18 protein-coding genes and 3 pseudogenes are annotated in these 21,069 nt (G+C 69.3%); 14 read left to right on the top strand and 7 right to left on the bottom strand.

Annotated elements, in window-relative coordinates; genetic code table 11:
• The first annotated feature begins 27 nt into the window (after window positions 1-27).
• The 3 genes from ABT026_RS13180 to ABT026_RS13170 are packed head-to-tail and all read left to right on the top strand — an operon-like array spanning window position 28 to window position 2,298.
• Window positions 28-687, top strand: a complete 660-nt coding sequence (locus ABT026_RS13180) for a cell division protein SepF (RefSeq protein WP_351114334.1) — start codon at window positions 28-30, stop codon at window positions 685-687.
• A gap of 47 nt (window positions 688-734) precedes the next feature.
• Window positions 735-1,019, top strand: a complete 285-nt coding sequence (locus ABT026_RS13175) for a YggT family protein (RefSeq protein WP_108953862.1) — start codon at window positions 735-737, stop codon at window positions 1,017-1,019.
• 55 nt (window positions 1,020-1,074) lie between these two features.
• Entirely contained in the window at window positions 1,075-2,298 is a 1,224-nt protein-coding gene (locus ABT026_RS13170; RefSeq protein ID WP_351114333.1) for a DivIVA domain-containing protein, read from the top strand.
• 170 nt (window positions 2,299-2,468) lie between these two features.
• Here the strand turns inward: ABT026_RS13170 and ileS are convergent, their stop codons facing one another.
• Window positions 2,469-5,621, bottom strand: a complete 3,153-nt coding sequence (gene ileS / locus ABT026_RS13165) for an isoleucine--tRNA ligase (RefSeq protein ID WP_351114332.1) — start codon at window positions 5,619-5,621, stop codon at window positions 2,469-2,471.
• Window positions 5,622-6,271: 650 nt separating this feature from the next.
• Here ileS and ABT026_RS13160 point away from each other — a divergent pair.
• The 4 genes from ABT026_RS13160 (at window position 6,272) to ABT026_RS13145 (ending at window position 8,885) form a co-directional block, all read left to right on the top strand.
• Window positions 6,272-6,727 (top strand): TraR/DksA family transcriptional regulator, encoded by a 456-nt coding sequence (locus ABT026_RS13160; RefSeq protein ID WP_351114331.1) that lies wholly within the window; start codon window positions 6,272-6,274, stop codon window positions 6,725-6,727.
• 68 nt (window positions 6,728-6,795) lie between these two features.
• The gene (lspA, locus tag ABT026_RS13155; protein WP_351114329.1) at window positions 6,796-7,374 is read left to right on the top strand and encodes a signal peptidase II; all 579 of its coding nucleotides are present in this window, start codon (window positions 6,796-6,798) and stop codon (window positions 7,372-7,374) included.
• Window positions 7,375-7,461: 87 nt separating this feature from the next.
• Entirely contained in the window at window positions 7,462-8,406 is a 945-nt protein-coding gene (locus ABT026_RS13150) for an RluA family pseudouridine synthase (RefSeq protein ID WP_351114328.1), read from the top strand.
• Complete coding sequence (locus ABT026_RS13145; protein ID WP_351114327.1) at window positions 8,403-8,885, top strand: GNAT family N-acetyltransferase; 483 nt, start codon at window positions 8,403-8,405, stop codon at window positions 8,883-8,885. The genes ABT026_RS13150 and ABT026_RS13145 overlap by 4 nt, the downstream gene beginning before the upstream one ends.
• 39 nt (window positions 8,886-8,924) lie before the next feature.
• Here ABT026_RS13145 and ABT026_RS13140 read toward each other — a convergent pair whose 3' ends face one another.
• Window positions 8,925-10,046: a mechanosensitive ion channel family protein gene (locus ABT026_RS13140; RefSeq protein WP_351114326.1), complete on the bottom strand. Its 1,122-nt coding sequence runs from the start codon at window positions 10,044-10,046 to the stop codon at window positions 8,925-8,927.
• A gap of 60 nt (window positions 10,047-10,106) precedes the next feature.
• Here ABT026_RS13140 and ABT026_RS13135 point away from each other — a divergent pair, with 60 nt between their 5' ends.
• Window positions 10,107-10,676 carry a dienelactone hydrolase family protein gene (locus ABT026_RS13135; RefSeq protein ID WP_351114325.1) on the top strand — a complete coding sequence of 190 codons (570 nt, stop codon included), beginning with the start codon at window positions 10,107-10,109 and terminating at the stop codon, window positions 10,674-10,676.
• Window positions 10,677-10,695: 19 nt separating this feature from the next.
• Here ABT026_RS13135 and ABT026_RS13130 read toward each other — a convergent pair whose 3' ends face one another.
• From ABT026_RS13130 to ABT026_RS13120, 3 genes are all read right to left on the bottom strand, one after another.
• Complete coding sequence (locus ABT026_RS13130) at window positions 10,696-11,670, bottom strand: zinc metalloprotease (RefSeq protein WP_351114324.1); 975 nt, start codon at window positions 11,668-11,670, stop codon at window positions 10,696-10,698.
• 328 nt (window positions 11,671-11,998) lie between these two features.
• Entirely contained in the window at window positions 11,999-13,669 is a 1,671-nt protein-coding gene (locus ABT026_RS13125; protein ID WP_351114323.1) for an alkaline phosphatase D family protein, read from the bottom strand.
• A 435-nt stretch (window positions 13,670-14,104) separates the two neighbouring features.
• Window positions 14,105-14,413, bottom strand: coding sequence for a hypothetical protein (locus ABT026_RS13120; protein ID WP_351114322.1), 309 nt, complete (start codon window positions 14,411-14,413; stop codon window positions 14,105-14,107).
• 382 nt (window positions 14,414-14,795) lie between these two features.
• Here ABT026_RS13120 and ABT026_RS32160 point away from each other — a divergent pair.
• From ABT026_RS32160 to ABT026_RS13100, 5 genes and pseudogenes are all read left to right on the top strand, one after another.
• Window positions 14,796-14,939: pseudogene (locus ABT026_RS32160) on the top strand (IS1380 family transposase); the annotation flags it as partial.
• Between the two features lie 262 nt (window positions 14,940-15,201).
• The gene (locus ABT026_RS13115; protein WP_351114321.1) at window positions 15,202-15,627 is read left to right on the top strand and encodes a hypothetical protein; all 426 of its coding nucleotides are present in this window, start codon (window positions 15,202-15,204) and stop codon (window positions 15,625-15,627) included.
• A 61-nt stretch (window positions 15,628-15,688) separates the two neighbouring features.
• On the top strand, window positions 15,689-16,972 hold the full coding sequence (locus ABT026_RS13110; protein ID WP_351114320.1) for a DUF7224 domain-containing protein: 1,284 nt from the start codon (window positions 15,689-15,691) through the stop codon (window positions 16,970-16,972).
• 134 nt (window positions 16,973-17,106) lie between these two features.
• Window positions 17,107-17,562: a hypothetical protein gene (locus ABT026_RS13105; protein ID WP_351114319.1), complete on the top strand. Its 456-nt coding sequence runs from the start codon at window positions 17,107-17,109 to the stop codon at window positions 17,560-17,562.
• Window positions 17,559-18,308: an ATP-binding cassette domain-containing protein gene (locus ABT026_RS13100; RefSeq protein ID WP_351114318.1), complete on the top strand. Its 750-nt coding sequence runs from the start codon at window positions 17,559-17,561 to the stop codon at window positions 18,306-18,308. The genes ABT026_RS13105 and ABT026_RS13100 overlap by 4 nt, the downstream gene beginning before the upstream one ends.
• Before the next feature lie 72 nt (window positions 18,309-18,380).
• Here ABT026_RS13100 and ABT026_RS13095 read toward each other — a convergent pair.
• Window positions 18,381-19,000, bottom strand: a pseudogene (locus ABT026_RS13095) (phosphatidate cytidylyltransferase).
• Window positions 19,001-19,098: 98 nt separating this feature from the next.
• Between ABT026_RS13095 and ABT026_RS13090 the strand changes: the two are divergent.
• Window positions 19,099-19,706 (top strand): annotated as a pseudogene (locus tag ABT026_RS13090) (transposase); the annotation flags it as partial.
• A 548-nt stretch (window positions 19,707-20,254) separates the two neighbouring features.
• On the opposite strand, the gene ABT026_RS13085 reads toward ABT026_RS13090, so the two are convergent.
• Window positions 20,255-21,064 carry a thioredoxin domain-containing protein gene (locus tag ABT026_RS13085; protein WP_351114317.1) on the bottom strand — a complete coding sequence of 270 codons (810 nt, stop codon included), beginning with the start codon at window positions 21,062-21,064 and terminating at the stop codon, window positions 20,255-20,257.
• Window positions 21,065-21,069: the final 5 nt, after the last annotated feature.

Genomic DNA, 21,069 nt, shown 5'->3' with positions numbered 1-21,069 from the left:
TCCACCACAGAGCGGAGGACTCAGAGCATGGCCGGCGCGATGCGCAAGATGGCGGTCTACCTCGGCCTCGTGGAGGACGATGGGTACGACGGCCGGGGTTTCGACCCCGACGACGACTTCGAACCGGAGCTCGATCCCGAGCCGGAGCGTGACCGTCACCGACACGAATCAGTACACACGTCGCACAGTTCACACTCGTCCCATGGTTCGCACCAGCCCCAAAGGGAAGAATCGGTGCGAGTGGTGCAGCCCCCGGCACCGCGCGAACCGGCTCCGGTGACCGCCGCCCCCGCGGCGGAAACCAGCCGACCCGCGCGGATCGCCCCCGTGGCGTCCATCACACAGGAACGTCAGAGTCTGGAGAAGAGCGCGCCGGTGGTCATGCCCAAGGTCGTGTCGGAGCGGGAGCCCTACCGGATCACCACTCTTCACCCGCGGACCTACAACGAAGCCCGTACCATCGGGGAACACTTCCGTGAGGGCACGCCGGTGATCATGAATCTGACTGAGATGGACGACACAGACGCGAAGCGACTTGTCGACTTTGCGGCCGGTTTGGTGTTTGGTCTTCACGGCAGCATCGAGCGGGTGACGCAGAAGGTGTTCCTCCTGTCTCCTGCTAACGTCGATGTCACGGCGGAGGACAAGGCCCGCATCGCAGAGGGCGGGTTCTTCAACCAGAGCTGAGACATATCGGGTGACGCAGGACACAGGGGAGAGGGAAGCAGCAAATCATGAGCGTGTTCTGGGACGTGGTCTACATCGCGCTGATGTGCTTCCTCCTTGTGCTGATCTTCCGGCTGGTCATGGACTACGTGTTCCAGTTCGCCCGCTCGTGGCAGCCCGGAAGGGCGATGGTGGTCGTATTGGAGGCCACCTACACTGTCACCGATCCACCGCTCAAGCTTCTGCGGCGGTTCATCCCGCCGTTGCGTCTCGGGGGCGTGGCGCTCGATCTGTCCTTCTTCGTACTGATGATCATCGTCTACATCCTGATCTCCGTCGTGAGCCGGCTGTGAGCGCGATGTGAATGACGTTCCTGCCGAAAGCCGACGACTACGTTGAGGTGAAGAGATGCCGTTGAGCCCCGAGGACGTGCGGAACAAGCAGTTCACGACCGTCCGCCTCAGGGAAGGCTACGACGAAGACGAGGTCGATGCCTTCCTCGATGAGGTCGAAGCCGAACTGACCCGACTGCTCCGGGAGAACGAGGACCTGCGCGCCAAGCTGGCCGCGGCGACCCGTGCCGCCGCGCAGAACCAGCAGGGCATGCGCAAGGGTCCCGACGGACCCGGCGGCCCGCAGGGCCCCGGCGGCCCCCAGGACCAGGGTCAGGGCATGCGCGGTCCCGGTGGACCTGTGCCCGCCGGGATATCAGGACCCCCGCAGCAGCACGGCGGCCCCATGGGTGGCCCGCCGCAGCTGCCGAGCGGTGCCCCGCAGCTTCCCGCCGGCCCGGGCGGCGGCCCTCAGGGTCACGGCGGTCCCCAGGGCCACGGCGGCCCTCAGGGCCCCGGCGGACACGGTCCGCAGGGTCCCGGCCCGATGGGCCAGGGCGGCCCGGGTCCGATGGGCCAGGGTGGCCCCGGTCCCATGGGTCAGCCGATGCACGGCCCCGGTCCGATGGGCGGCCCCATGGGCGGTCCCGGCGGCCCGATGGGCGGTCCCGGCCAGGGCCCCGGTGGCGACAGCGCCGCGCGCGTCCTGTCGCTGGCCCAGCAGACCGCCGACCAGGCGATCGCCGAGGCCCGTTCCGAGGCCAACAAGATCGTCGGCGAGGCACGCAGCCGCGCCGAGGGTCTCGAGCGTGACGCCCGTGCCAAGGCCGACGCGCTGGAGCGGGACGCGCAGGAGAAGCACCGCGTCGCGATGGGCTCCCTGGAGTCCGCCCGCGCCACGCTGGAGCGCAAGGTCGAGGACCTGCGCGGCTTCGAGCGCGAGTACCGCACGCGGCTGAAGTCCTACCTGGAGTCGCAGCTGCGTCAGCTGGAGTCCCAGGCGGACGACACGCTGGCCCCGCCGCGGACGCCGGCTCCCAGCGGCGCCCCGTCGCTGCCGCCCCCGCCGCCGGCCCCGTCGATGGCTCCGGCCGGCGCCGGGTCCGCGTTCGGCGGCAGTCCGATGAACGGTGGTCCGGGTCCGTCCTCCGCCTTCGGCGGTGGTCCGGGCAACGGGCAGCCGCAGATGTCGCCGGCCATGACGCAGCCGATGGCGCCGGTGCGGCCGCAGGGTCCCGGCCCGATGGGCCAGGCTCCCTCGCCGATGCGTGGGTTCCTGATCGACGAGGACGACAACTGACGGGCCGCGCTTAGCGGTACGCCTGTCGTCGGCGTTCGGTAGGGCGGTGCCCCGAACCTCAGGGTTCGGGGCACCGCCCTTTTCGCTGTGCGGCGGGCACCGTCGTGCCGCTGGTGCAGCGAGGCCCGGCACCCCGTCGCGGGGAGCCGGGCCTCGGTACAGGCGGGGTCCTACGCCTTGCGGAGGCGGAAGGTCAGGGACAGGCCCTCGTCGGTGAAGTCCGCGCCGAAGGTGTCGTCGGCCTCACCCTGGGCGAAGTCCGTGGCGAGGACCTCGTCGGAGACCAGTCCGGCGTGCGCGGTGAGCGCCTCGACGACCGTGGCGTCCGCGGAGGTCCACCGCAGCGCGATGCGGTCCGCGACGTCCAGGCCGCTGTTCTTGCGGGCCTCCTGGATCAGCCGGATCGCGTCACGGGCCAGGCCCGCCCGCCGCAGCTCCTCGGTGATCTCCAGGTCCAGGGCGACCGTCGCGCCCGAGTCGGAGGCGACCGACCAGCCCTCGCGCGGCGTCTCCGTCACGATGACCTCCTCGGGGGAGAGGGCGACCGTCTCGCCCTCGACGTCCACCGAGGCGGAGCCCGTCTCCCGCAGCGAGGCGGACAGTGCCGCCGCGTCCGCCGCCGCGATCGCCTTGGCGACCTCCTGCACCCGCTTGCCGAACCGCTTGCCCAGCGCGCGGAAGTTGGCCTTCACCGTGGTGTCGACGAGCGAGCCGCCCACCTCGGAGAGCGAGGCCAGCGCGGCCACGTTGAGCTCCTCGGTGATCTGCGCCCGCATCTCCTCCCCGAGCCGCTCGAAGCCGGAGACCGCGACCAGCGCCCGCGAGAGGGGCTGCCGGGTCTTGACGCCCGACTCGGCACGCGTGGCCCGGCCCAGCTCCACCAGGCGGCGCACCAGCGTCATCTGCTGGGAGAGCTCGGCGTCCACCGCGTCCAGGTCGGCCTCGGGCCAGGCGGACAGGTGGACCGACTCGGGGGCGTCCGGGACCACCGGGACGACCAGGTCCTGCCAGACCCGCTCGGTGATGAACGGGGTGAGCGGGGCCATCAGCTGAGTGACCGTCACCACGACGTCGTGCAGGGTCCGCAGGGCGGCCCTGTCGCCCTGCCAGAACCGGCGGCGGGAGCGGCGGACGTACCAGTTGGACAGGTCGTCCACGAAGGCGGAGAGCAGCTTGCCGGCCCGCTGGGTGTCGTAGGACTCCAGCGCCTTCGTCACGCCGTCGGTGAGGGCGTGCAGCTCGGAGAGCAGCCAGCGGTCCAGGATCGGCCGCTCGGCCGGCGCCGGGTCCGCCGCGCTCGGCGCCCAGCCCGCGGTGCGGGCGTACAGGGCCTGGAAGGCGACGGTGTTCCAGTAGGTGAGGAGCGTCTTGCGAACGACCTCCTGGATGGTGCCGTGGCCGACCCGGCGGGCCGCCCAGGGGGAACCGCCGGCCGCCATGAACCAGCGCACCGCGTCGGCGCCGTGCTGGTCCATCAGCGGGATCGGCTGGAGGATGTTGCCCAGGTGCTTGGACATCTTGCGGCCGTCCTCGGCGAGGATGTGGCCCAGGCAGACCACGTTCTCGTAGGACGACTTGTCGAAGACCAGCGTGCCGACCGCCATCAGCGTGTAGAACCAGCCGCGGGTCTGGTCGATCGCCTCGGAGATGAACTGCGCCGGGTAGCGGCTCTCGAACAGCTCCTTGTTCTCGTACGGGTAGCCGTACTGGGCGAACGGCATGGAGCCCGAGTCGTACCAGGCGTCGATGACCTCGGGGACGCGGACCGCGGTGTGCGCGCAGCCCTCCTCCGGGCAGGCGAAGGTGACGTCGTCGATGTACGGGCGGTGCGGGTCCAGCCCGGACTGGTCGGCGCCGGTCAGCTCGGTGAGCTCGGCGCGGGAGCCGACGCAGGTCAGGTGGTCCTCCTCGCAGCGCCAGATCGGCAGCGGGGTGCCCCAGTAGCGGGAGCGGGAGAGCGCCCAGTCGATGTTGTTGTTCAGCCAGTCGCCGAAGCGGCCGTGCTTGACGCTGGAGGGGAACCAGTTGGTCTTCTCGTTCTCCTCGATCAGCCGGTCCTTGACCGCGGTGGTGCGGATGTACCAGGACGGCTGCGCGTAGTAGAGGAGCGCGGTGTGGCAGCGCCAGCAGTGCGGGTAGCTGTGCTCGTACGGCAGGTGCAGGAAGAGCAGCCCGCGCTCCTGGAGGTCCGCGGTCAGCGCCTCGTCGGCCTTCTTGAAGAAGACGCCGCCGACCAGCGGGAGGTCCTCCTCGAAGGTGCCGTCGGGGCGGACCGGGTTGACCACCGGCATGCCGTAGCCGCGGCAGACCTTGAGGTCGTCCTCACCGAACGCGGGGGACTGGTGGACCAGACCCGTGCCGTCCTCGGTGGTCACGTACTCGGCGTTGACGACGTAGTGCGCCTCGGAACCGGCCGGGAACTCCACCAGGTCGAAGGGACGCCGGTAGGTCCAGCGCTCCATCTCGGCGCCGGTGAAGCTCTCGCCGGTGGTCTCCCAGCCCTCCCCGAGGGCCTTGGCGACCAGCGGCTCGGCGACGACCAGCTTCTCGCTGCCGTCGGTGGCGACCACGTAGGTCACCTCCGGGTGGGCGGCGACCGCGGTGTTGGAGACCAGCGTCCACGGGGTGGTCGTCCACACCAGCAGGGAGGCCTGGCCGGCCAGCGGGCCGGAGGTCAGCGGGAAGCGGACGTAGACCGAGGGGTCGACGACCGTCTCGTAGCCCTGGGCCAGCTCGTGGTCGGACAGGCCGGTGCCGCAGCGGGGGCACCAGGGGGCGACACGGTGGTCCTGGACCAGGTGGCCCTTCTTGAAGATCTCCTTCAGCGACCACCAGACCGAGTCGACGTACTCCGGGTCCATGGTGCGGTACGCGTCGTCGAGGTCGACCCAGTAGCCCATGCGGGTCGTCAGCTCGGTGAAGGCGTCCGTGTGACGGGTGACGGACTCCCGGCACTTCGCGTTGAACGCGGCGATGCCGTAGTTCTCGATGTCCTTCTTGCCGGTGAAGCCGAGCTCCTTCTCCACCGCGAGCTCCACGGGCAGGCCGTGGCAGTCCCAGCCCGCCTTGCGGGCCACGTGGTAGCCGCGCATGGTGCGGAAGCGGGGGAAGACGTCCTTGAAGACGCGGGCCTCGATGTGGTGGGCGCCGGGCATGCCGTTCGCGGTGGGCGGGCCCTCGTAGAACACCCACTCCGGGCGGCCCTCGGACTGCTCCAGCGACTTGGCGAAGATCTTCTGGTCCTGCCAGAAGTCGAGCACGGAGTGCTCGAGCGCGGGCAGGTCGACCTGTGCGGGGACCTGGCGGTACGTCGGCGCTGTCATCAGCGGCTTCCTCCAACGGACGTTGCTGCCTTCCGTCGGAGGGACGAGAGCCGTGCGCCGTCGGCGCGGTCCCGCGGTACCACCCTCCTTGGCCGCCGGTGCGTGCTCGCGCGCGCCCGGTGACCCCCTCATTCGGGTCACGACTGCCGGGTCTACCGGCCCGGGCCCCTGCGTCCTGCCTGTGGGTGCTCCGGGCGTTCTTCCGGCGGCTCCGGGGTGATCTTCACGTCGTGCTCGCCCCCGGGCTCCCACCGTCCCCGGGTCGCTCTGGGCTGCGGGCGACGCTACTCGTCCCATCCACGCCTTGTCGCTGCGGCCAGTGTAAGGGGCGACAGCGGGTGACGGTGACGGCTTTTCCCCAGGCCCCGGGAGCCTCCGCCGGCCTGGGCACCCGTTCGGCCCCCGTGCCGCGCATACCGGGGCCGCAGATGGGCACAACGCATGCAGCGGCGAGCCCCGTTGCCGCCGGTGCCGGGCCGATCTATGGTCCCAGCACGATTCGCGAGCAGCATCACAGCACGTGAGGGGCCGCGGGCGACTGAACCGCGGCAGGGCGGGAAGAAGGGCGCCGCCGCGTGAGCGGCGGCCGGACCGAGCGGGTCGGGCAGCGTGGTGCGGCGTCGGCCGCGCCCGGGACGAGAGGCAGGGGCGTGACCAACGGGAAGAGTGCGGCCACGGCGGCGGCGGTGGCGAAGGTCCGGGTGGAGCCGGGAGACCTGGCGGTCCGCCCCGGCGAGGACCCGTGGACCCGGGAAGAGGTCGAGGAGGCCCGCTCCGAACTCGAGGGCGAGGCCGCGAGACTGCGCGAGGAGATCGCCTCGGCCGAGCGCGCCCTGGCCCGGCTGATGCGCGACTCCGGCGACGGGGCCGGCGACGACCAGGCCGACACCGGTGCGAAGAACATCACCCGCGAGCACGAACTGGCGCTGGCGGCGGCGGCCAACGAGACGCTGACCCAGACCGAGCACGCCCTGGAGCGGCTGGACGCCGGGGCCTACGGCCGCTGCGAGAGCTGCGGAAACGCCATCGGCAAGGCCCGCATGCAGGCCTTCCCGCGCGCCACGCTGTGCGTCGAGTGCAAGCAGAAGCAGGAGAGGAGGCACTGACCACAGCGGTCGCCGCGGCCGTGTCGTACGCTCTCCTTCCAGTCAGGTAACCAGGTCGAAGGACTCACGTGGCAGAGGCGGAGCGCATCATCGGTACGCCGGAGACTCCGGACGAGGCGGCAGCCCCGGAGGAGCACGAGGAGCGGCAGCCCCCGCGGGGCAAGCGGCGCATCACCGCGCTCGTCCTCGTCGCCGTACTGGCGTACGTCCTCGACCTGGTCAGCAAGCTGATCGTGGTGGCCGAACTGGAGCCGGGGAACCGCTCCGTCGAGCTGCTCGGCGAGTGGCTGCGCCTGGACGTGATCCGCAACCCGGGCGCCGCCTTCGGCTTCGGCGAGGCGTTCACCATCATCTTCACGGTGATCGCGGCCGCCGTGATCGTGGTGATCTTCCGTCTCGCCCGCAAGCTCTACAGCGCGCCCTGGGCGGTGGCCCTCGGACTGCTGCTGGGCGGTGCGCTGGGCAACCTCACCGACCGGATCTTCCGCTCGCCGGGCGTCTTCGAGGGCGCGGTGGTCGACTTCGTCGCGCCCAAGCACTTCGCGGTGTTCAACCTGGCGGACGCGGCGATCGTCTGCGGCGGCATCCTGATCGTGCTGCTCTCCTTCAAGGGCCTGGACCCGGACGGCACGGTCCACAAGGACTGACGCGCGACGCGGTGGCCGCCTCTCCCCGGGGAGAGGCCGCACATGGCCGCGCGCCGTGCCGCGTCACCTGTCCGGCATACTCGACGGGTGAGTACGATTCCCGAGATCCGAACCCTGCCCGTGCCGGACGGCCTGGAGGGCGAGCGCGTCGACGCCGCCATCTCCCGGATGTTCGGCTTCTCCCGTACCAAGGCGGCCGAGCTGGCCGCGTCGGGCAAGGTGCTGGTCGACGGGGTGGTCGTCGGCAAGTCCGAGCGCGTCTCCGGCGGCGCCTGGCTCGAGGTGGAGATGCCCCAGGCCCCCGCCCCCGTGCAGGTGGTCGCCGAGCCCGTCGAGGGCATGGAGATCGTGCACGACGACGACGACATCGTCGTGATCGTCAAGCCGGTCGGCGTGGCCGCGCACCCCTCGCCCGGCTGGAACGGCACCACCGTGATCGGCGGGCTGGCCGCGGCCGGCTACCGGATCTCGACCTCCGGCGCCGCCGAGCGCCAGGGCATCGTGCACCGCCTGGACGTCGGCACCTCCGGCCTGATGGTCGTCGCCAAGTCCGAGCACGCGTACACGTCGCTCAAGCGCCAGTTCAAGGAGCGCACGGTCGACAAGCGCTACCACACCCTGGTGCAGGGCCATCCGGACCCGACCAGCGGCACCATCGACGCGCCCATCGGCCGCCACCCCAGCAGCGACTGGAAGTGGGCGGTCACCGCCGAGGGCAAGCCGTCGGTCACCCACTACGACCTCATCGAGGCCTTCCGCGCGGCGTCCCTGCTGGACGTCAAGCTGGAGACCGGCCGCACGCACCAGATCCGCGTGCACATGTCGGCCCACCGGCACCCCTGTGTCGGCGACCTCACCTACGGGGCGGACCCGACGCTGGCGAAGCGGCTCGGCCTGACCCGCCAGTGGCTGCACGCCGTGCGCCTCGGCCTGGAGCACCCCGGCACCGGCGAGTGGGTCGAGTTCGCCAGCGACTACCCCGAGGACCTGAGCCAGGCCCTCGACAGGGTGCGTGAGGAGACCTACGCGTGAGCGCCCCCACCGCGCGGTCCGTCGTGGTCCGGGTCGTCGACGACCCGGCCGGGCGTGAGGCCTGCTTCCGGGTCCGCAAGCAGGTCTTCGTCGTCGAGCAGGGTGTCCCCGAGAACATCGAGTACGACGCGCTGGACGCCCACGCCGTGCACGTGCTGGCCGTCCGCGAGGAGGACGGCGCCGCGCTGGGCACCGGCCGGCTGCTGTACGGCGAGGTGGCGGCGAAGAAGACCGGCGGGGACCCGTCGGTCGGCTCGCTGGGCCGGCTCGCGGTGCTGCCCGAGGCCCGCGGGCTCGGCGTCGGCGTGGCGCTGGTGCGGGGCATCGAGGACGCGGCGCGCGAGCGCGGACTGGGCGTGGTCGACCTCGGGGCGCAGGTGCACGCCCTGGGCTTCTACGAACGGCTCGGCTACCAGGCATACGGCCCGGTCTTCGACGACGCCGGCATCCCGCACCGGTCGATGCGGCGGACGCTGTAGCCCACGCGAACGCTCAGGGGTGCCCCCCGCGGCCCCGGCTCACTTCTCGAGCCGGGGCTTCGGCATGACGTCGCGCGCGGCGCGCTCCGGCCGCCCGTTCTGCTCGGCGGTGGGCAGCGGCAGGTTCATCGGCGTCTCCGGCGTGGCCGTGACGATGCGCGGCAGCGCGTAGGGGTGCTCGGCCACCAGCCAGCGCAGCATCTCCTCGCGGACGGTGACCCGCACCGTCCAGATGTCGTCCGCGTCCTTGGCGGTGACCAGCGCCCGGACCTCCATGGTGGTCGGCGTGGTGTCGGTGACCTGTACGCCGTGGGCGCGTCCGTCCCAGGCGGGGCAGTGGCGCAGGATGTCGCGGAGCTTGTCGCGCATCGCCTCCACCGGGGCCCGGTGGTCCAGGTGCCAGTAGACGACGCCGGTCATCTGGCTGCCGCCGCGCGACCAGTTCTCGAACGGCTTGGACGTGAAGTAGGACACCGGCATCGTGAAGCTGCGCTCGTCCCAGGTGCGCACGGTCAGGAAGGTCAGGGTGATCTCCTCGACGGTGCCCCACTCGCCCTCGACGACCACGGTGTCGCCGATGCGGACCATGTCGCCGAAGGCGATCTGCAGACCGGCGAAGACGTTGCTCAGGGTGGACTGGGCGGCGACACCGGCGACGATGCCGAGGAGTCCGGCGGAGGCCAGCAGCGAGGTGCCGGCCGCGCGCATCGCGGGGAAGGTGAGCAGCATCGCGGCGACGGCGACCACACCGACGATCGCGGTGACCACCCGCATGATCAGCTCGACCTGGGTGCGCACCCGGCGCACCCGCGCCGGATCACGGTGGACCCTGGCGTACCGGTCGTAGGTGGCCTCCACGATCGCCGCCGCGATGCGGATCAGCAGCCAGGCGGTGGCTCCGATGAGGACCAGGGTGATGGCGCGGCCGATCAGCACCCGGTACGAGCCGCCGATCTGCGCCTCGTCGTAGGTGGCGCGCAGCAGGGCGACGCACAGGGCGATCTGGTAGGGGATACGAGCGCGCCTCAGCAGACCCCAGGCCGGGGTCTCCGGGTGGCGCTCGTCGGCCTTGCGGAGCAGCAGGTCCGTGGCCCACCCGATGACGAGGGTGAGGAGGACCGAGCCGCCGATGACGATGAGCGGGCGCATGACGTTCTCCATTCGGCGCGCTTATCCCGGACCGGGAGGAGCCGAACGCGAAGGTCGTGTGAGCATTGACTCATGAACGTGATGCTCTTCCACTCGACCTACGGTCTGCGCCCCGCCGTCCACGAGGCGGCCGACCGGCTGCGCGCGGCGGGCCACCAGGTGTGGACCCCGGACCTCTTCGGAGGAAGGGTCTTCGACACGGTCGAGGAGGGCATGGACCACCACGCCGCGATCGGCGCGGACGAACTGCTGAAGCGGGCGGTGCTGGCGGCGGCACCCTACTCGGAGCGCGGGCTGGTGTACGCCGGCTTCTCGCTGGGCGCGGCCACCGCGCAGACCCTGGCGCTGGGCGACGACAAGGCGCGCGGTCTGCTGCTCCTGCACGGCACCTCGGACCTCGCGGCGAACACCGCGGTGGACGACCTGCCGGTGCAGCTCCACGTGGCGGAGCCCGATCCGTTCGAGACGGACGACTGGCTGAGCTCCTGGTACCTGCAGATGCGCCGGGCCGGCGCGGACGTGGAGATCTACCGGTATCCCGGGGCCGGTCATCTCTACACCGACCCCGGTCTTCCGGACCACGACGCCGAGGCGGCCGAGGCCACCTGGAGGGTGGCGCTCGGCTTCCTCGACGCGCTCTAGTTCTTGCTCAGCCGGCAGGTCAGCCCGCGCGGTAGGCGGTCCAGGCCTGCTGCATGCGGGTCACCTGGCCGGTGGTGAACTGGTACATGCAGGAGTCGTACGTGTAGTCCATGAAGTTGTGGATCGGGTCGGCACCGGTGGCCTTGGTGCAGGTGTCACGGCCGGTCGGGCACTCGTACGCCGGGCTGGACTCGGCCGGGGTGTCGGAGACGTAGTCGCCGTTGCCGTTGCAGCCACCCTGGAAGGTGTGGTACAGGCCCAGCCAGTGGCCGACCTCGTGGGTGGCGGTGTCGCCCTGGTTGTAGTTGGCCGCGGTGCCGCCCGGCAGCGACTCGTCCAGGATGACGACGCCGTCCTGCGAGCCGATGCTGGAGGTCGGGAAGGTCGCCCAGCCGAGCAGGCCGCCGCTGAGGTTCGCGGTGTAGATGTTCAGGGCGTTCTTGCCGCCCTTGCGCAGGGCCGTCTTCATGGCCTTCTCCGCGGAGGAGCCGTCGGCCAGGTTGTACCAGCTCGCGTTGTTGGTCGTGTCGACGCCGGCCAGCGAGAAGGAGAAGCCGGTGGAGACGTTGCCCGTGCCCTGGCCGGCGTAGGCGTTGTTCAGCACGCTGATCTGGTTGTTGATCTCGGTGGTCGTCAGCGCGCCCTTGGAGCCGTCGGTGATGACGTGGAAGTACACCGGGATGGTCGCGGAGACCGCGGCGGCCGACGGGGCCGTCTTCTTGTCGGCGAGCGCCTTCTCCAGGTCGGCCTGCATGGCCTTGGCCTTGGCGGCGGTGACCCCGTTCGGGTCCACCTTGTCGGTGTGACCCTTGGCGACACGGGCGGCCGCGCCGGCGGTGTCGGCGCAGTTCTCGGCGGAGGCGACCTTGGCGGCGGGGGCCGCGGCCAGCGTGGTGGGGGCGGAGACCGGGGCCAGGACGAGAGATCCGGCCACGGCGGCGGCGCCGATGAGACGACGGCGCATCTGGGGGGATATCCGGGCGAACGCACGCATGGTGAGCTCCTTGCTCGTGCGAAGGGACGGGGCGCGCGCAGGGATCTTCCTGGCCGCTGCCCGGACATTACGTGGACATGGCGAGGCCGGACAGGTGCGGATCCGGCCTGATGGGACGGGGTGCAGACCGGGGAAATCGGGCATGCCGAACGCCGCCGCCTCCGTGGAGGGAGGGGGCGGCGCGGCGTGGGGCGACCGCGGGCGGCCCAAGTGTCCGAATTGGTTCGGTCATGACAAGAAGGTGGTACGGACCTGTCATGTGCCTGTAACGGGGGGCGACCCTCGGTCGCGGTGGCTGAAAATCGCCCCTGCATGTTACGCGCGTCGACTACACCGGGTCATAGGTCCGCTCCGCCTTCTGCGTGCCGCTGAGCGTGCGGTAGGAACGCACCCAGTGGGAGGTGGCGGCCGGATCCGCGCGCTCGGAGACGCGGTAGTAGTCCATCTGCGCCCGCTCGGGCGTCACCGAGAACACGCCGTAGCCGTGCTGGTCGGTGTCGACGAACTTCACGTGCCGGTTCATGGCACGGATGGCCGGGGAGGCGACCGCCGTGATCGTCCCCTCCGACACGCCCACGTAGTCGTTGAGGTTGTCCGAGGTCACCGAGGTGACGACGAACTCGGTGGCCGCCGAGGCGGTCAGCGGGTAGGTGGTGGCGTCGACCGGTACGTCGTTGGCGAAGGCCATGTGGATGTCGCCGGTCAGGAAGACCGTGTTGCGGATGCCGCCGGTGCGCAGGTGGGAGATGAGCTCCTTGCGGTCGTCGGTGTAGCCGTCCCACTGGTCCACGCTGATGGCGAGGTCCGGCAGGCCCAGCAGCTCGCCGAGCGGCTCGCGGACGAACTCCGGCAGCTGCGCCACCGAGAACGGCGCGATCATGACGGAGTTGCCCACCAGCCGCCAGGTGGTGTCCGAGGCGGAGAGGCCGGATTTCAGCCAGTCCATCTGGGCGCGGCCGGTGAGGGTGCGGTCCGGGTCGTCCACCGAACCGCCCGCCGAGGAGACCTGCTGGGAGCGGAAGCTGCGCAGGTCCAGCAGCGAGAGGTCGGCCAGCTTGCCGAAGCGCAGCCGGCGGTAGGTGGTGCCGGCGATCGCCGGGCGGACCGGCATCCACTCGAAGTAGGCCTGCTTGGCGGCCGCCCGGCGGGCCGCCCAGGTCCCCTCGGCGCCCTCGGTGTGGTTCTCGGCGCCGCCGGACCAGGTGTCGTTGGCTATCTCGTGGTCGTCCCAGATGGCGACGCAGGGGGCGGTGGCGTGCAGCGCCTGGAGGTCTTGGTCCGTCTTGTACCGGGCGTGGCGCATCCGGTAGTCGGCGAGGGTGAGAATCTCGTGCGTGGGCCGGTGCGGGCGGACCACCCCGCCGTAGGCGTAGGCGCCGCTGGCGTACTCGTAGATGTAGTCGCCCAGGTGCAGCCAGGCGTCCAGGTCGCCGCGGCCGGCCAGGTGCCGGTACGGCGAGAAGTAGCCCGACTCGTAGTTGGCGCAGGAGACCACGCCGAAGCGCAGGCCGGTCGCCGCGGCGTCGGCGGCGGGCGCGGTGCGGGTGCGGGCGACGGGGGAGTGGACGCCGCCGGCGGTGAAGCGGAAGAAGTAGTCGGTGGCCGGGCGCAGACCGCGCACGTCGGCCTTGACGGTGTGGTCGGAGGCGGCGGTGGCGGTGACCGTGCCGCGGGCCACCACGCCGGACAGGGCCCGGTCGGTGGCGATCACCCACTCCACCGGGGTGTCCTCCCCGGCCCCGGACCCCGGCGTCGCCTCGGGCGAGGGGGTGACCCGGGTCCACAGCAGGACGCCGTCGGGCAGCGGGTCGCCGGAGGCCACGCCGTGCAGGAAGGCGGGGGCGGCGGTGGCGGCCAGGGCCGGCGCGGCGGCGGCCAGCGGCGCGGCCAGCACGGCGCCGGCCGCGGCTGCCTTGACCACCGTGCGGCGGCTGGGGGAGGCGGCGGGGGAGGGGAAGACGGGGGCGAGGGCGTCCGAGGTCGGTCTCTGTCGGCTCATGGGCCGGAGGCTACTGACGCGTACATGCAAGAGCGAGCGAACTCACAAGAGTTCGCCCGCTCTTCCACAGCTATTCGGCCACCGGCCCTGAGTTGCGTGAGCCGCAGACGCTTGAGTTCTACCTTTTCCGCCGAGGTCATCACGGTGTCGTCAGTGATTTTAGGCGGCAAAGCGGAATGATTACCCCGAAGGGTGCAAGCAGGGCGCAGTGGCGCTGGTCCGGTCCTCGCAGGACCGGTCCCGAAGTGTCTGCGCAGAGGGGCAGGGGAGCGACCGCCACATAGGCGCAAGAGCGGCGCGGAGACAGCACAGTGGTCATGTGCGGGCCGAGATGCGGACTTACAAAACAACCTTATGCCGCCCCCTTGACCGTGCAACTTGGCAGTATATAAATTGCTCCGGTGGGTGGCCATCATGGGTCAACCAGCCAACAGTTCATGAATGTGGGGGAATATGCTCGGCTTCAAGTTGAAAACGGCCCTTGCTGCCGTCGGTGCGCTTACGCTTGCCGTCACGGTTGGATCCGGAACCGCTTTTGCGGGCACCAACGTGGGTGTCGGCAGTACCGGCAGTCTCAACGGAGAATTTGTCGAGTTTGCTCACGGTGCCTTCATGCACGAAGGGGAATTGCTCGAAATTTGCGACAAGGCCGCTGATGGCTACCGCGCCGTAATTCAGGTCATGTATTCCGATTCCACCGGAAATATGGTTTTTAAGGGTGAGGAGACGGGGGGTAAAGATCATTGCAACGGATTCAATTGGAGTGCACCTGAGGGGATTACCGTATATATAGCCGTTTGGCGCCAGGATGGGGCTGACGGGTATCCGCGGGACATAGCCCGAGGTACTGCGATCGCGTAATGGATCGCTATTTTGTTTGATCAGTCCTTGCGTCGAACCCTGCACGCGTCCGGGCATTGGGATCGCTTGAGGTGATCTGTAGCCCCATGCTGGACTCCTCGCCATGATTCACTGGCAAGCCGCTAACCTGTATGTTGTCTGAGGTGCGGGGTGCACCCAATTGGCCGTGACCAGCCAACTCAGGCATCCTGTCCGAGTTGGCTGGTCAAGCTGGGCGGCCATGGCTTCGGCACATGCAAGTGAATAGGGCAGCTTGCAGGCACTCCGCCGCCTGCGGCTTCGCCTGTTCTCCGCGGCCAGGCAGCTCGTGACCGCCGGCCGCCGACGGATCCTCCGCCTGGCCCGGCGCTGGCCCTGGACCAGCCGCATCATCACTGCTCGGGACCGGGTTAGCGCTCCTCCCGAACCACGGATGGCCAGCGGAGTCGCCGCCTCTACGACAGCACCGCACCATCCGGAGCAATGGAACCCGGCGTCCACCCGAGACGACACTCGGGCCCTCAGCCTACCCGCAGCACAGAAGCGGGCCACCGATTCAGTAGGCGGACCATCATAAAATTTCGAGGTTAACCTCCCCGCAACCTTAAGATCACTGTTACAGTTTCCTCGCTTTTCGGTCTTCAGTTCGAGGCCCGTCTCGGACGGCCGGAAGGAAGGGGAGGTACTTTCCGATGGCTGGAAAACGTCTACGCAGAGCCTCTGTCGTCCTCGGTGCCGCCGCTGCTCTGGCGTTCAGCACCACCACCGGCGCATGGGCGTGGACTGCGAGCAACTGGGGAGGGGCCGAAGGAAAGCTGTCCCAGCAGTGGGTGGACGAGTCGTACAACGAAATCAACTTCACCGACTGCGCGGACGTCTACGGCAGGAAGAGCACCGACATCGCGCTCTGGCAGCAGATCGACTGGGGCAGCGACACCAAGCACGACACCTCCACCTTCACCAACTGTTTCAACGGCAACGGCTACAAGAGCACTGCGACCGAGTCGGGCCTGCCTTACGACAGCTACTACTTCGAGATCGACAAGATCGGTTCCGGGTGCATGAGCTGCGCCCTTATCGTGACCAAGGTTGAAGTCGACACCACACTGGCTGACTGATCCCGCCGGGCCTCCGCGCCTGACGCGCGGAGGCCCGGCTTCGCACTTCTACAAGGGCCTCATGCGACTCCCCACCGCTCTTCGCACTCATCCGGCCGTGCCTGCTCTCCCGTTGGTCGGCCTCTTCTTCTCGTACGTCTTCCTCACGAGTACGCGGCACATCGAGCAGCTCGTCGCCATGCCTTGGGCGGCCCAGGCTGCCTCGTATGCGGTCCATGCGCCCGCACCAATGGCGGCCGCGGCCGCGGCCGGACTGACTGCCGTGGAAGCGACCCGGCTGAAGGCCCTTGGCACATGGGAACTGGGCGCCGCTGTGCCGACCTGGCGGGTCGCGCTCCAACCGGTCCTTATTACCGTGGCGTGCCTGTCGGTTCCCACCGCCGGGATCATGGCAGCCGGACTGTGGCTGGTCGGAGCCCCGCCTGACTTTTACACCCTCCAGCTTCTGGCCATCGTGGTGGTCCTGCTCATCGCGCACTCCGTCATCGGATTCGTGGTCGGCCGACGGCTGCACGCGCTGTACTCCGCTCCCCTGCTCTCGGTGGCGGTGTTCGTCGGCACCAGCTTTCCGCTGGGCACGGATCACTACTGGGCACACCATGTCACCGGGTCGATCTCCTGGCTCGGTTTCGGTGAGGCCTATTCACCGGCCATGACCGTGGCCGTGCTCCTCCCCACGGTCTGCCTGTCCGTCGCTTGCGTCGCGTTGGCGGGCCCTCGCCGTCTCAAGGTGGGTTCCGTCGCCCTGGCTCTTGTCGTCGCGACGGGCGGGTTGCTCACCGCCTACGCCATCACCATGGACTGGCGCTCCATGCCTCCCGCGTCCCAGGGATTGGCTCCCGTGACGTGCGTGGGAGAGGAACCCGAAGTCTGCCTGCCCGAAGCGGGAGCGGCTCACATCAACGAGGTCCGGACAGGGCTCAAGGGAATGACGGAACGCCTGAAAGCCGCTGGGGTCCTAGTGGAGGAGCCGGAGCGCATCACCGATATCACCGTGGCCGCGAACCAGCGGATCGACACCGAGGGGGAAAGCTGGACTCTCGCGCTCGCACCGGAAGAGGCCGATCAGGCGCTCCGCGAGAACATCGCCATCTCCGTGGTCGGTATGCCCTGCGAGAGTCCCGACTGGAACACCATGCACTACCCCACCCTGTGGGTGGCCGAGACCATCGGGGTTCAGGACCATTACCTGGAATGGCTCTCCCGGGAGACCGGTGGATTCAGTGAGGGGCAGAGCAGAGAGCAACTCCTTTCGGAGACGGACAAGGTGAACGAATTGTCTCTGGAGGAACGGAAGGCCTGGTATGCCCGGCAGATCCGGTCCGCCTGCTCGGCAGGTCACTGACCATGCTGTGGTGGCTACGACAACGTGGCGCCGTCGGTGTGCTGCCCTGCGCGTTGATCACCTTTCTCGCGGGGGTCGGCGTGACCAGCGGCGTGGTGCTCGCATTTCCCTCCTTCCTGGGGCACCACGGGACGATGACGGAACTGAGCAACTTCGTCGCCCTCGTTCCGAGCGTTGCCCTGGTCGTCTGCCTCGAGCGTCGGATGCCCGCGGTGGAGCGCGCCGCCGTCCGCCGTCTCGACACCAGGGACATCCTGCTGGTATCCGGTTTCGCGCTCCTGGCGACAGCGGTGGCGGCGGGGATGTCACTCCTGGGGTCGCCGGCCACTTTGGCGGCCGCACGGAACAACCTGCTCTTCTGCGGGCTCTCGATGTGCGCCTGGCCTCTGATCGGCCACCGCGCTCCCCTGCTCCCTGTGTTCTGGTCGATCCAGGCCATGTTCGTCGGCGGTCGGAGCCGCAACGACCCCTACCCGTGGGTCATGGTCACCGAGGGGCCCCACGTCACCCACGCCGCCGTCGGATCCGTCGCCGTCTTCCTGGCCGGAGTTCTCACCCTCATTTGCTGCGCACCAAGGACCGCCCGATGACTTTGTTGCTCGACCACGTCACCTTCCGCTACCACCGCTGGGAGCGGCCGGTCCTCATCGACTTCAGCTACGAGATCCCCGGCGAAGGCCTGACGATCCTGCTCGGCCCCAACGGGGCGGGAAAGTCGACCACCCTGTCCCTGCTGGCCGGAACGGCCGCTCCCCTGGCCGGCAGGGTGAGGTTCAAGGACTCACCCCTCACCTCGGCCAGCCGCGAATACCGTCGTCAGGTGGCCTGGCTGCCCCAGCGAGTGCCGACGTCGCGTCAGCTGACCGCCCGCGAGTACGTGGCGTACGTGGCGTGGTTGAAGGGGGAGAGCCGCGCCGGCGCGTGGGAACGAGCCCGGGAGGCCCTTGAGCAGGTGAACCTCGGCGACCAGAGCGGTCAGAAGACCGCCAGGCTCTCCGGAGGGCAGCTGCGCCGCGTGGGCATCGCCTGCGCCCTTGCGCACGACGCGCTGGTCATCCTTCTCGACGAGCCCACGGCCGGCCTTGACCCTCACCAGCGCACGGTTTTCCGTGACGTGGTGCGTAAGGTCGCCGGGCGCGTACCGGTACTGATGTCTACGCACGATGTGGCCGACCTGGCCGACGAGGCGAACACCGTCTCCCTCATGAAGAGCGGCCGCATCATCCACCACGGCGGAACCAGGAGCTTCCTGGACCACGCGGGCCCCGACGCCGCTCCGGGCCGCCGGGCGGAGTCCGCCTACTCCATACTCATGGGCCTCCAGGGCACCATCTGAAGAAACTTCGCGAAGGACGGAAACCCCGCTCCGCCCTTGGGGCGTGACGGGGCTTTCACAGCGAGCGAACGCTCAGATGCCGACGAAGATCTCCAGCAGGAGCCAGACCACGGGGCCCGTGGGGAGAAGGGAGTCCAGGCGGCCTATGCCCGCCGCCGTGACTCGGCAGCAGCGCGCCCATGTCCTTGATGCCCAGGTCCGGCTTGATCATCGACTCGCCGAGGTCGCCCAGCGTGGCGCTGATCGCGACGGCCGTGCCCAGCAGCAGGGCCTGCAACCAGACGCTTCCGTCCACCAGCAGCGTCATGCAGAGCACACCGGCGACCATGGAGAAGCCGATCGCGCCGAGCAGGCCGCCATCCGCCCCTCGGGGGCCGCCGCGTATCCGGCGATCACCATCGCCGCGCCGCCGACGATCAACGGCACCTGCGGCGCCTTGATCCCCTTGCGTTCGGCGAACCGCGAGTTCAGCTCCCACAGGCCGACGGCCACCGCGGCCCCGACGAAGACGGCATTCACGACGAAGAGCGCGACCAGGACGACGCCCAGTCCGAGGTCGACCCTATCGCCGCGCCGAGGTCGCGTCCCGCGCTCTTCTTCCGCTGCCGCGGTTCCTCGGGCCCGTGCGGCGTGGCGGGGGCGGCTGGGAGGCGTCGGACATAGGCTCCTGCGGCTTCTCGGACGACGGGCATGGGGCGGGTGTGCTGGACGGCGTCGCCTTGCGGCACGAATGCCCCGTGCTCCGGGATCGCATGCCCCGCGGTGCTCTGACGCGCGGCCCCGTGCTGTGCAGGGACGGTGGACGTTGATCCGCACGGACTCGGCGGGTGGCACGCGCGAGTTCGTCGACTGGCTGACCCGGCGGGGCCGGTGGCTGTCCTGCTCGGTCGGCATGGTGACAACGGCCGCGATCCATCAACATGTCCTGAAGGTTCCCGCATCGGCCTGGACGCCGGCCGGTGAGGCGGACGGCGCGGTCCGCGGGGGCATCCGGCTGACCTGCTTCGCGACGAACACCGCCAACCGGCCGGATCGCGGAGCTCGAGGCCCGTCACCGGCTACGGGCCCGCGCGGAGGACCGGATCAGGGCCGCCCGGGCTACTGGCCAGCGCAACCTGTCCCTGCACCGCACCGCACCACACCGCACCGCCCAGAACGGATCTGGCAGGCGATCGTGCATATCGCGCTCGACCCGCTGGCCTGGATGCCGAGGCTCCCCCTGACCGGCCAGGCAAGGCTCGGAGAACTCTGTTGCCCGCGGCTTCGCCTCTTTGCGGCAGCCGCCCAGCTCGTCACCACCGGCCGCGCCGCATCCTCCGCCTCGCCCGCCACTGGCCCTGGGGCAGTGAGATCGCCGGCGCCCTTGAACGGCTCGCCCTTCTGTCGAATTCCGCCTGACCAGCGAATTCGCCTATCCCTACGAAAAGCGGCCCCACCCTGGAGCGTGAAACCCGGCGCCCACCCCAGGCAACACTCGGGTCGTTGGCCCCTGCGCTCCACCAACCGCCGAAAGCGAAACGGTCCACCGACTCCGTCGGCGGACCGTCATGCAAGACCGAGGGTAGGCGAATTCGGCCGCGTTGCCAGACTGTAACCCGCTGACGTGCACCTTCAGTCTGGCCGATATTCCAGAACACCTGCATTGCGCGGACCGCAGGTCTTACCAACAAGACCGGTCACCCATAGGCGCCACCGATTACGGGACAGGGCCGTTGACCGTACGGGGCTCCAAACTGACTGTCTGCTAGCACGGGTCAACCTCTCTGCCTTGCCCTTCTCCACGCAACACCGCCCTACGGTCTCAGTAGCCGTATGGGCAAGCGTAGTTATTCTTCGGTGCTGATGGGATGCCCACTCGGTCGGCGGCCCACCATGAAGGATCCGTACATCCTTCTTGGCATCCTGGCACGCCGTACCAACGAACCCAGTCATCCCGTGATGAGGAATCAATCCTTCAAGGCTGTGGCGATAGCCTGTCGGAAGTCGGCCTCAGTCATAGGTGCATTGCCGTCGGGGCCTGTGATGACCTTTCCGTCCATCTTGAGCGTAGGGGTGCCCTGGATCTTGTCCTTTTTGAAGACGTCAGAGAGTTCGAGCGCCCACTTATCATAGGTCCCCTCGTTGACGTCCTTCTGGAATTCCTTGTTGCTTTTCAGGCTGTCTACGGTGTCGGCGATCTTAATCAGGTATTCATCATCGGCGAACTTGTCGGTCGTCTCCTCCGGGTGCCACTTGGCGGAGTAGAGCGCTGCCTTGTAGTCCAAGAAGGCATCGGGACTGACATTCAGCGCCGCGCCGAGAGCGTTGAGAGCATGCTTGGATCCCTCGCCGGTGAGCTTGTCATCGAGGAAAGATGCCCCAATGAACTGGATCTTGTACTGCCCGTCCTCCGCACCCTTCTTAACCGCAGGGCCGGCGTTCTGCTCGAAGGCGGCGCAGACCGGGCAGCGGGGGTCCTCGTAGATCTTCAGCGTCTTCTTGGCGTCGGTGTCACCGATGATCACCTCAAGACCGTTTTTGCCACTGGTGTTGGCGGGTGCGATCAGCTTGGCGTCCTCGGCGATGTCCCAGCGCTCGGGCTTGTTGGCCTGGGCGATGCCGTAGGCGACGCCGCCGGCTATCGCGAGGCCGGCCACGACGGACACGGCCACGACGACCTGGCGCTTGGTCTTCGCGCGCTTGGCATCGCGCTCGCGCTCCTGACGCAGGCGCTCGCGGGCGGCGTTCTTGGCGGCCTGGGAGTTGCGCTGGCTCATGGGGT

This window comes from Streptomyces sp. NPDC002734, assembly GCF_040295685.1.
GTDB lineage: Bacteria > Actinomycetota > Actinomycetes > Streptomycetales > Streptomycetaceae > Streptomyces.
This window is presented reverse-complemented; position numbering and strand designations above follow the sequence as displayed.

Coding starts and splice junctions, on each gene's coding strand:
- ABT026_RS13105 (WP_351114319.1), top strand. CDS start 17,107: ATGACGGAACTGAGCAACTTCGTCGCCCTCGTTCCGAGCGTTGCCCTG.
- ABT026_RS13180 (WP_351114334.1), top strand. CDS start 28: ATGGCCGGCGCGATGCGCAAGATGGCGGTCTACCTCGGCCTCGTGGAG.
- ABT026_RS13120 (WP_351114322.1), bottom strand. CDS start 14,413: ATGATCTTTACCCCCCGTCTCCTCACCCTTAAAAACCATATTTCCGGT.
- ABT026_RS13085 (WP_351114317.1), bottom strand. CDS start 21,064: ATGAGCCAGCGCAACTCCCAGGCCGCCAAGAACGCCGCCCGCGAGCGC.
- ABT026_RS13170 (WP_351114333.1), top strand. CDS start 1,075: ATGCCGTTGAGCCCCGAGGACGTGCGGAACAAGCAGTTCACGACCGTC.
- ABT026_RS13115 (WP_351114321.1), top strand. CDS start 15,202: ATGGCTGGAAAACGTCTACGCAGAGCCTCTGTCGTCCTCGGTGCCGCC.
- ABT026_RS13110 (WP_351114320.1), top strand. CDS start 15,689: ATGCGACTCCCCACCGCTCTTCGCACTCATCCGGCCGTGCCTGCTCTC.
- ileS (WP_351114332.1), bottom strand. CDS start 5,621: ATGACAGCGCCGACGTACCGCCAGGTCCCCGCACAGGTCGACCTGCCC.
- ABT026_RS13125 (WP_351114323.1), bottom strand. CDS start 13,669: ATGAGCCGACAGAGACCGACCTCGGACGCCCTCGCCCCCGTCTTCCCC.
- ABT026_RS13100 (WP_351114318.1), top strand. CDS start 17,559: ATGACTTTGTTGCTCGACCACGTCACCTTCCGCTACCACCGCTGGGAG.
- ABT026_RS13140 (WP_351114326.1), bottom strand. CDS start 10,046: ATGGAGAACGTCATGCGCCCGCTCATCGTCATCGGCGGCTCGGTCCTC.
- ABT026_RS13130 (WP_351114324.1), bottom strand. CDS start 11,670: ATGCGTGCGTTCGCCCGGATATCCCCCCAGATGCGCCGTCGTCTCATC.
- ABT026_RS13175 (WP_108953862.1), top strand. CDS start 735: ATGAGCGTGTTCTGGGACGTGGTCTACATCGCGCTGATGTGCTTCCTC.
- ABT026_RS13135 (WP_351114325.1), top strand. CDS start 10,107: ATGAACGTGATGCTCTTCCACTCGACCTACGGTCTGCGCCCCGCCGTC.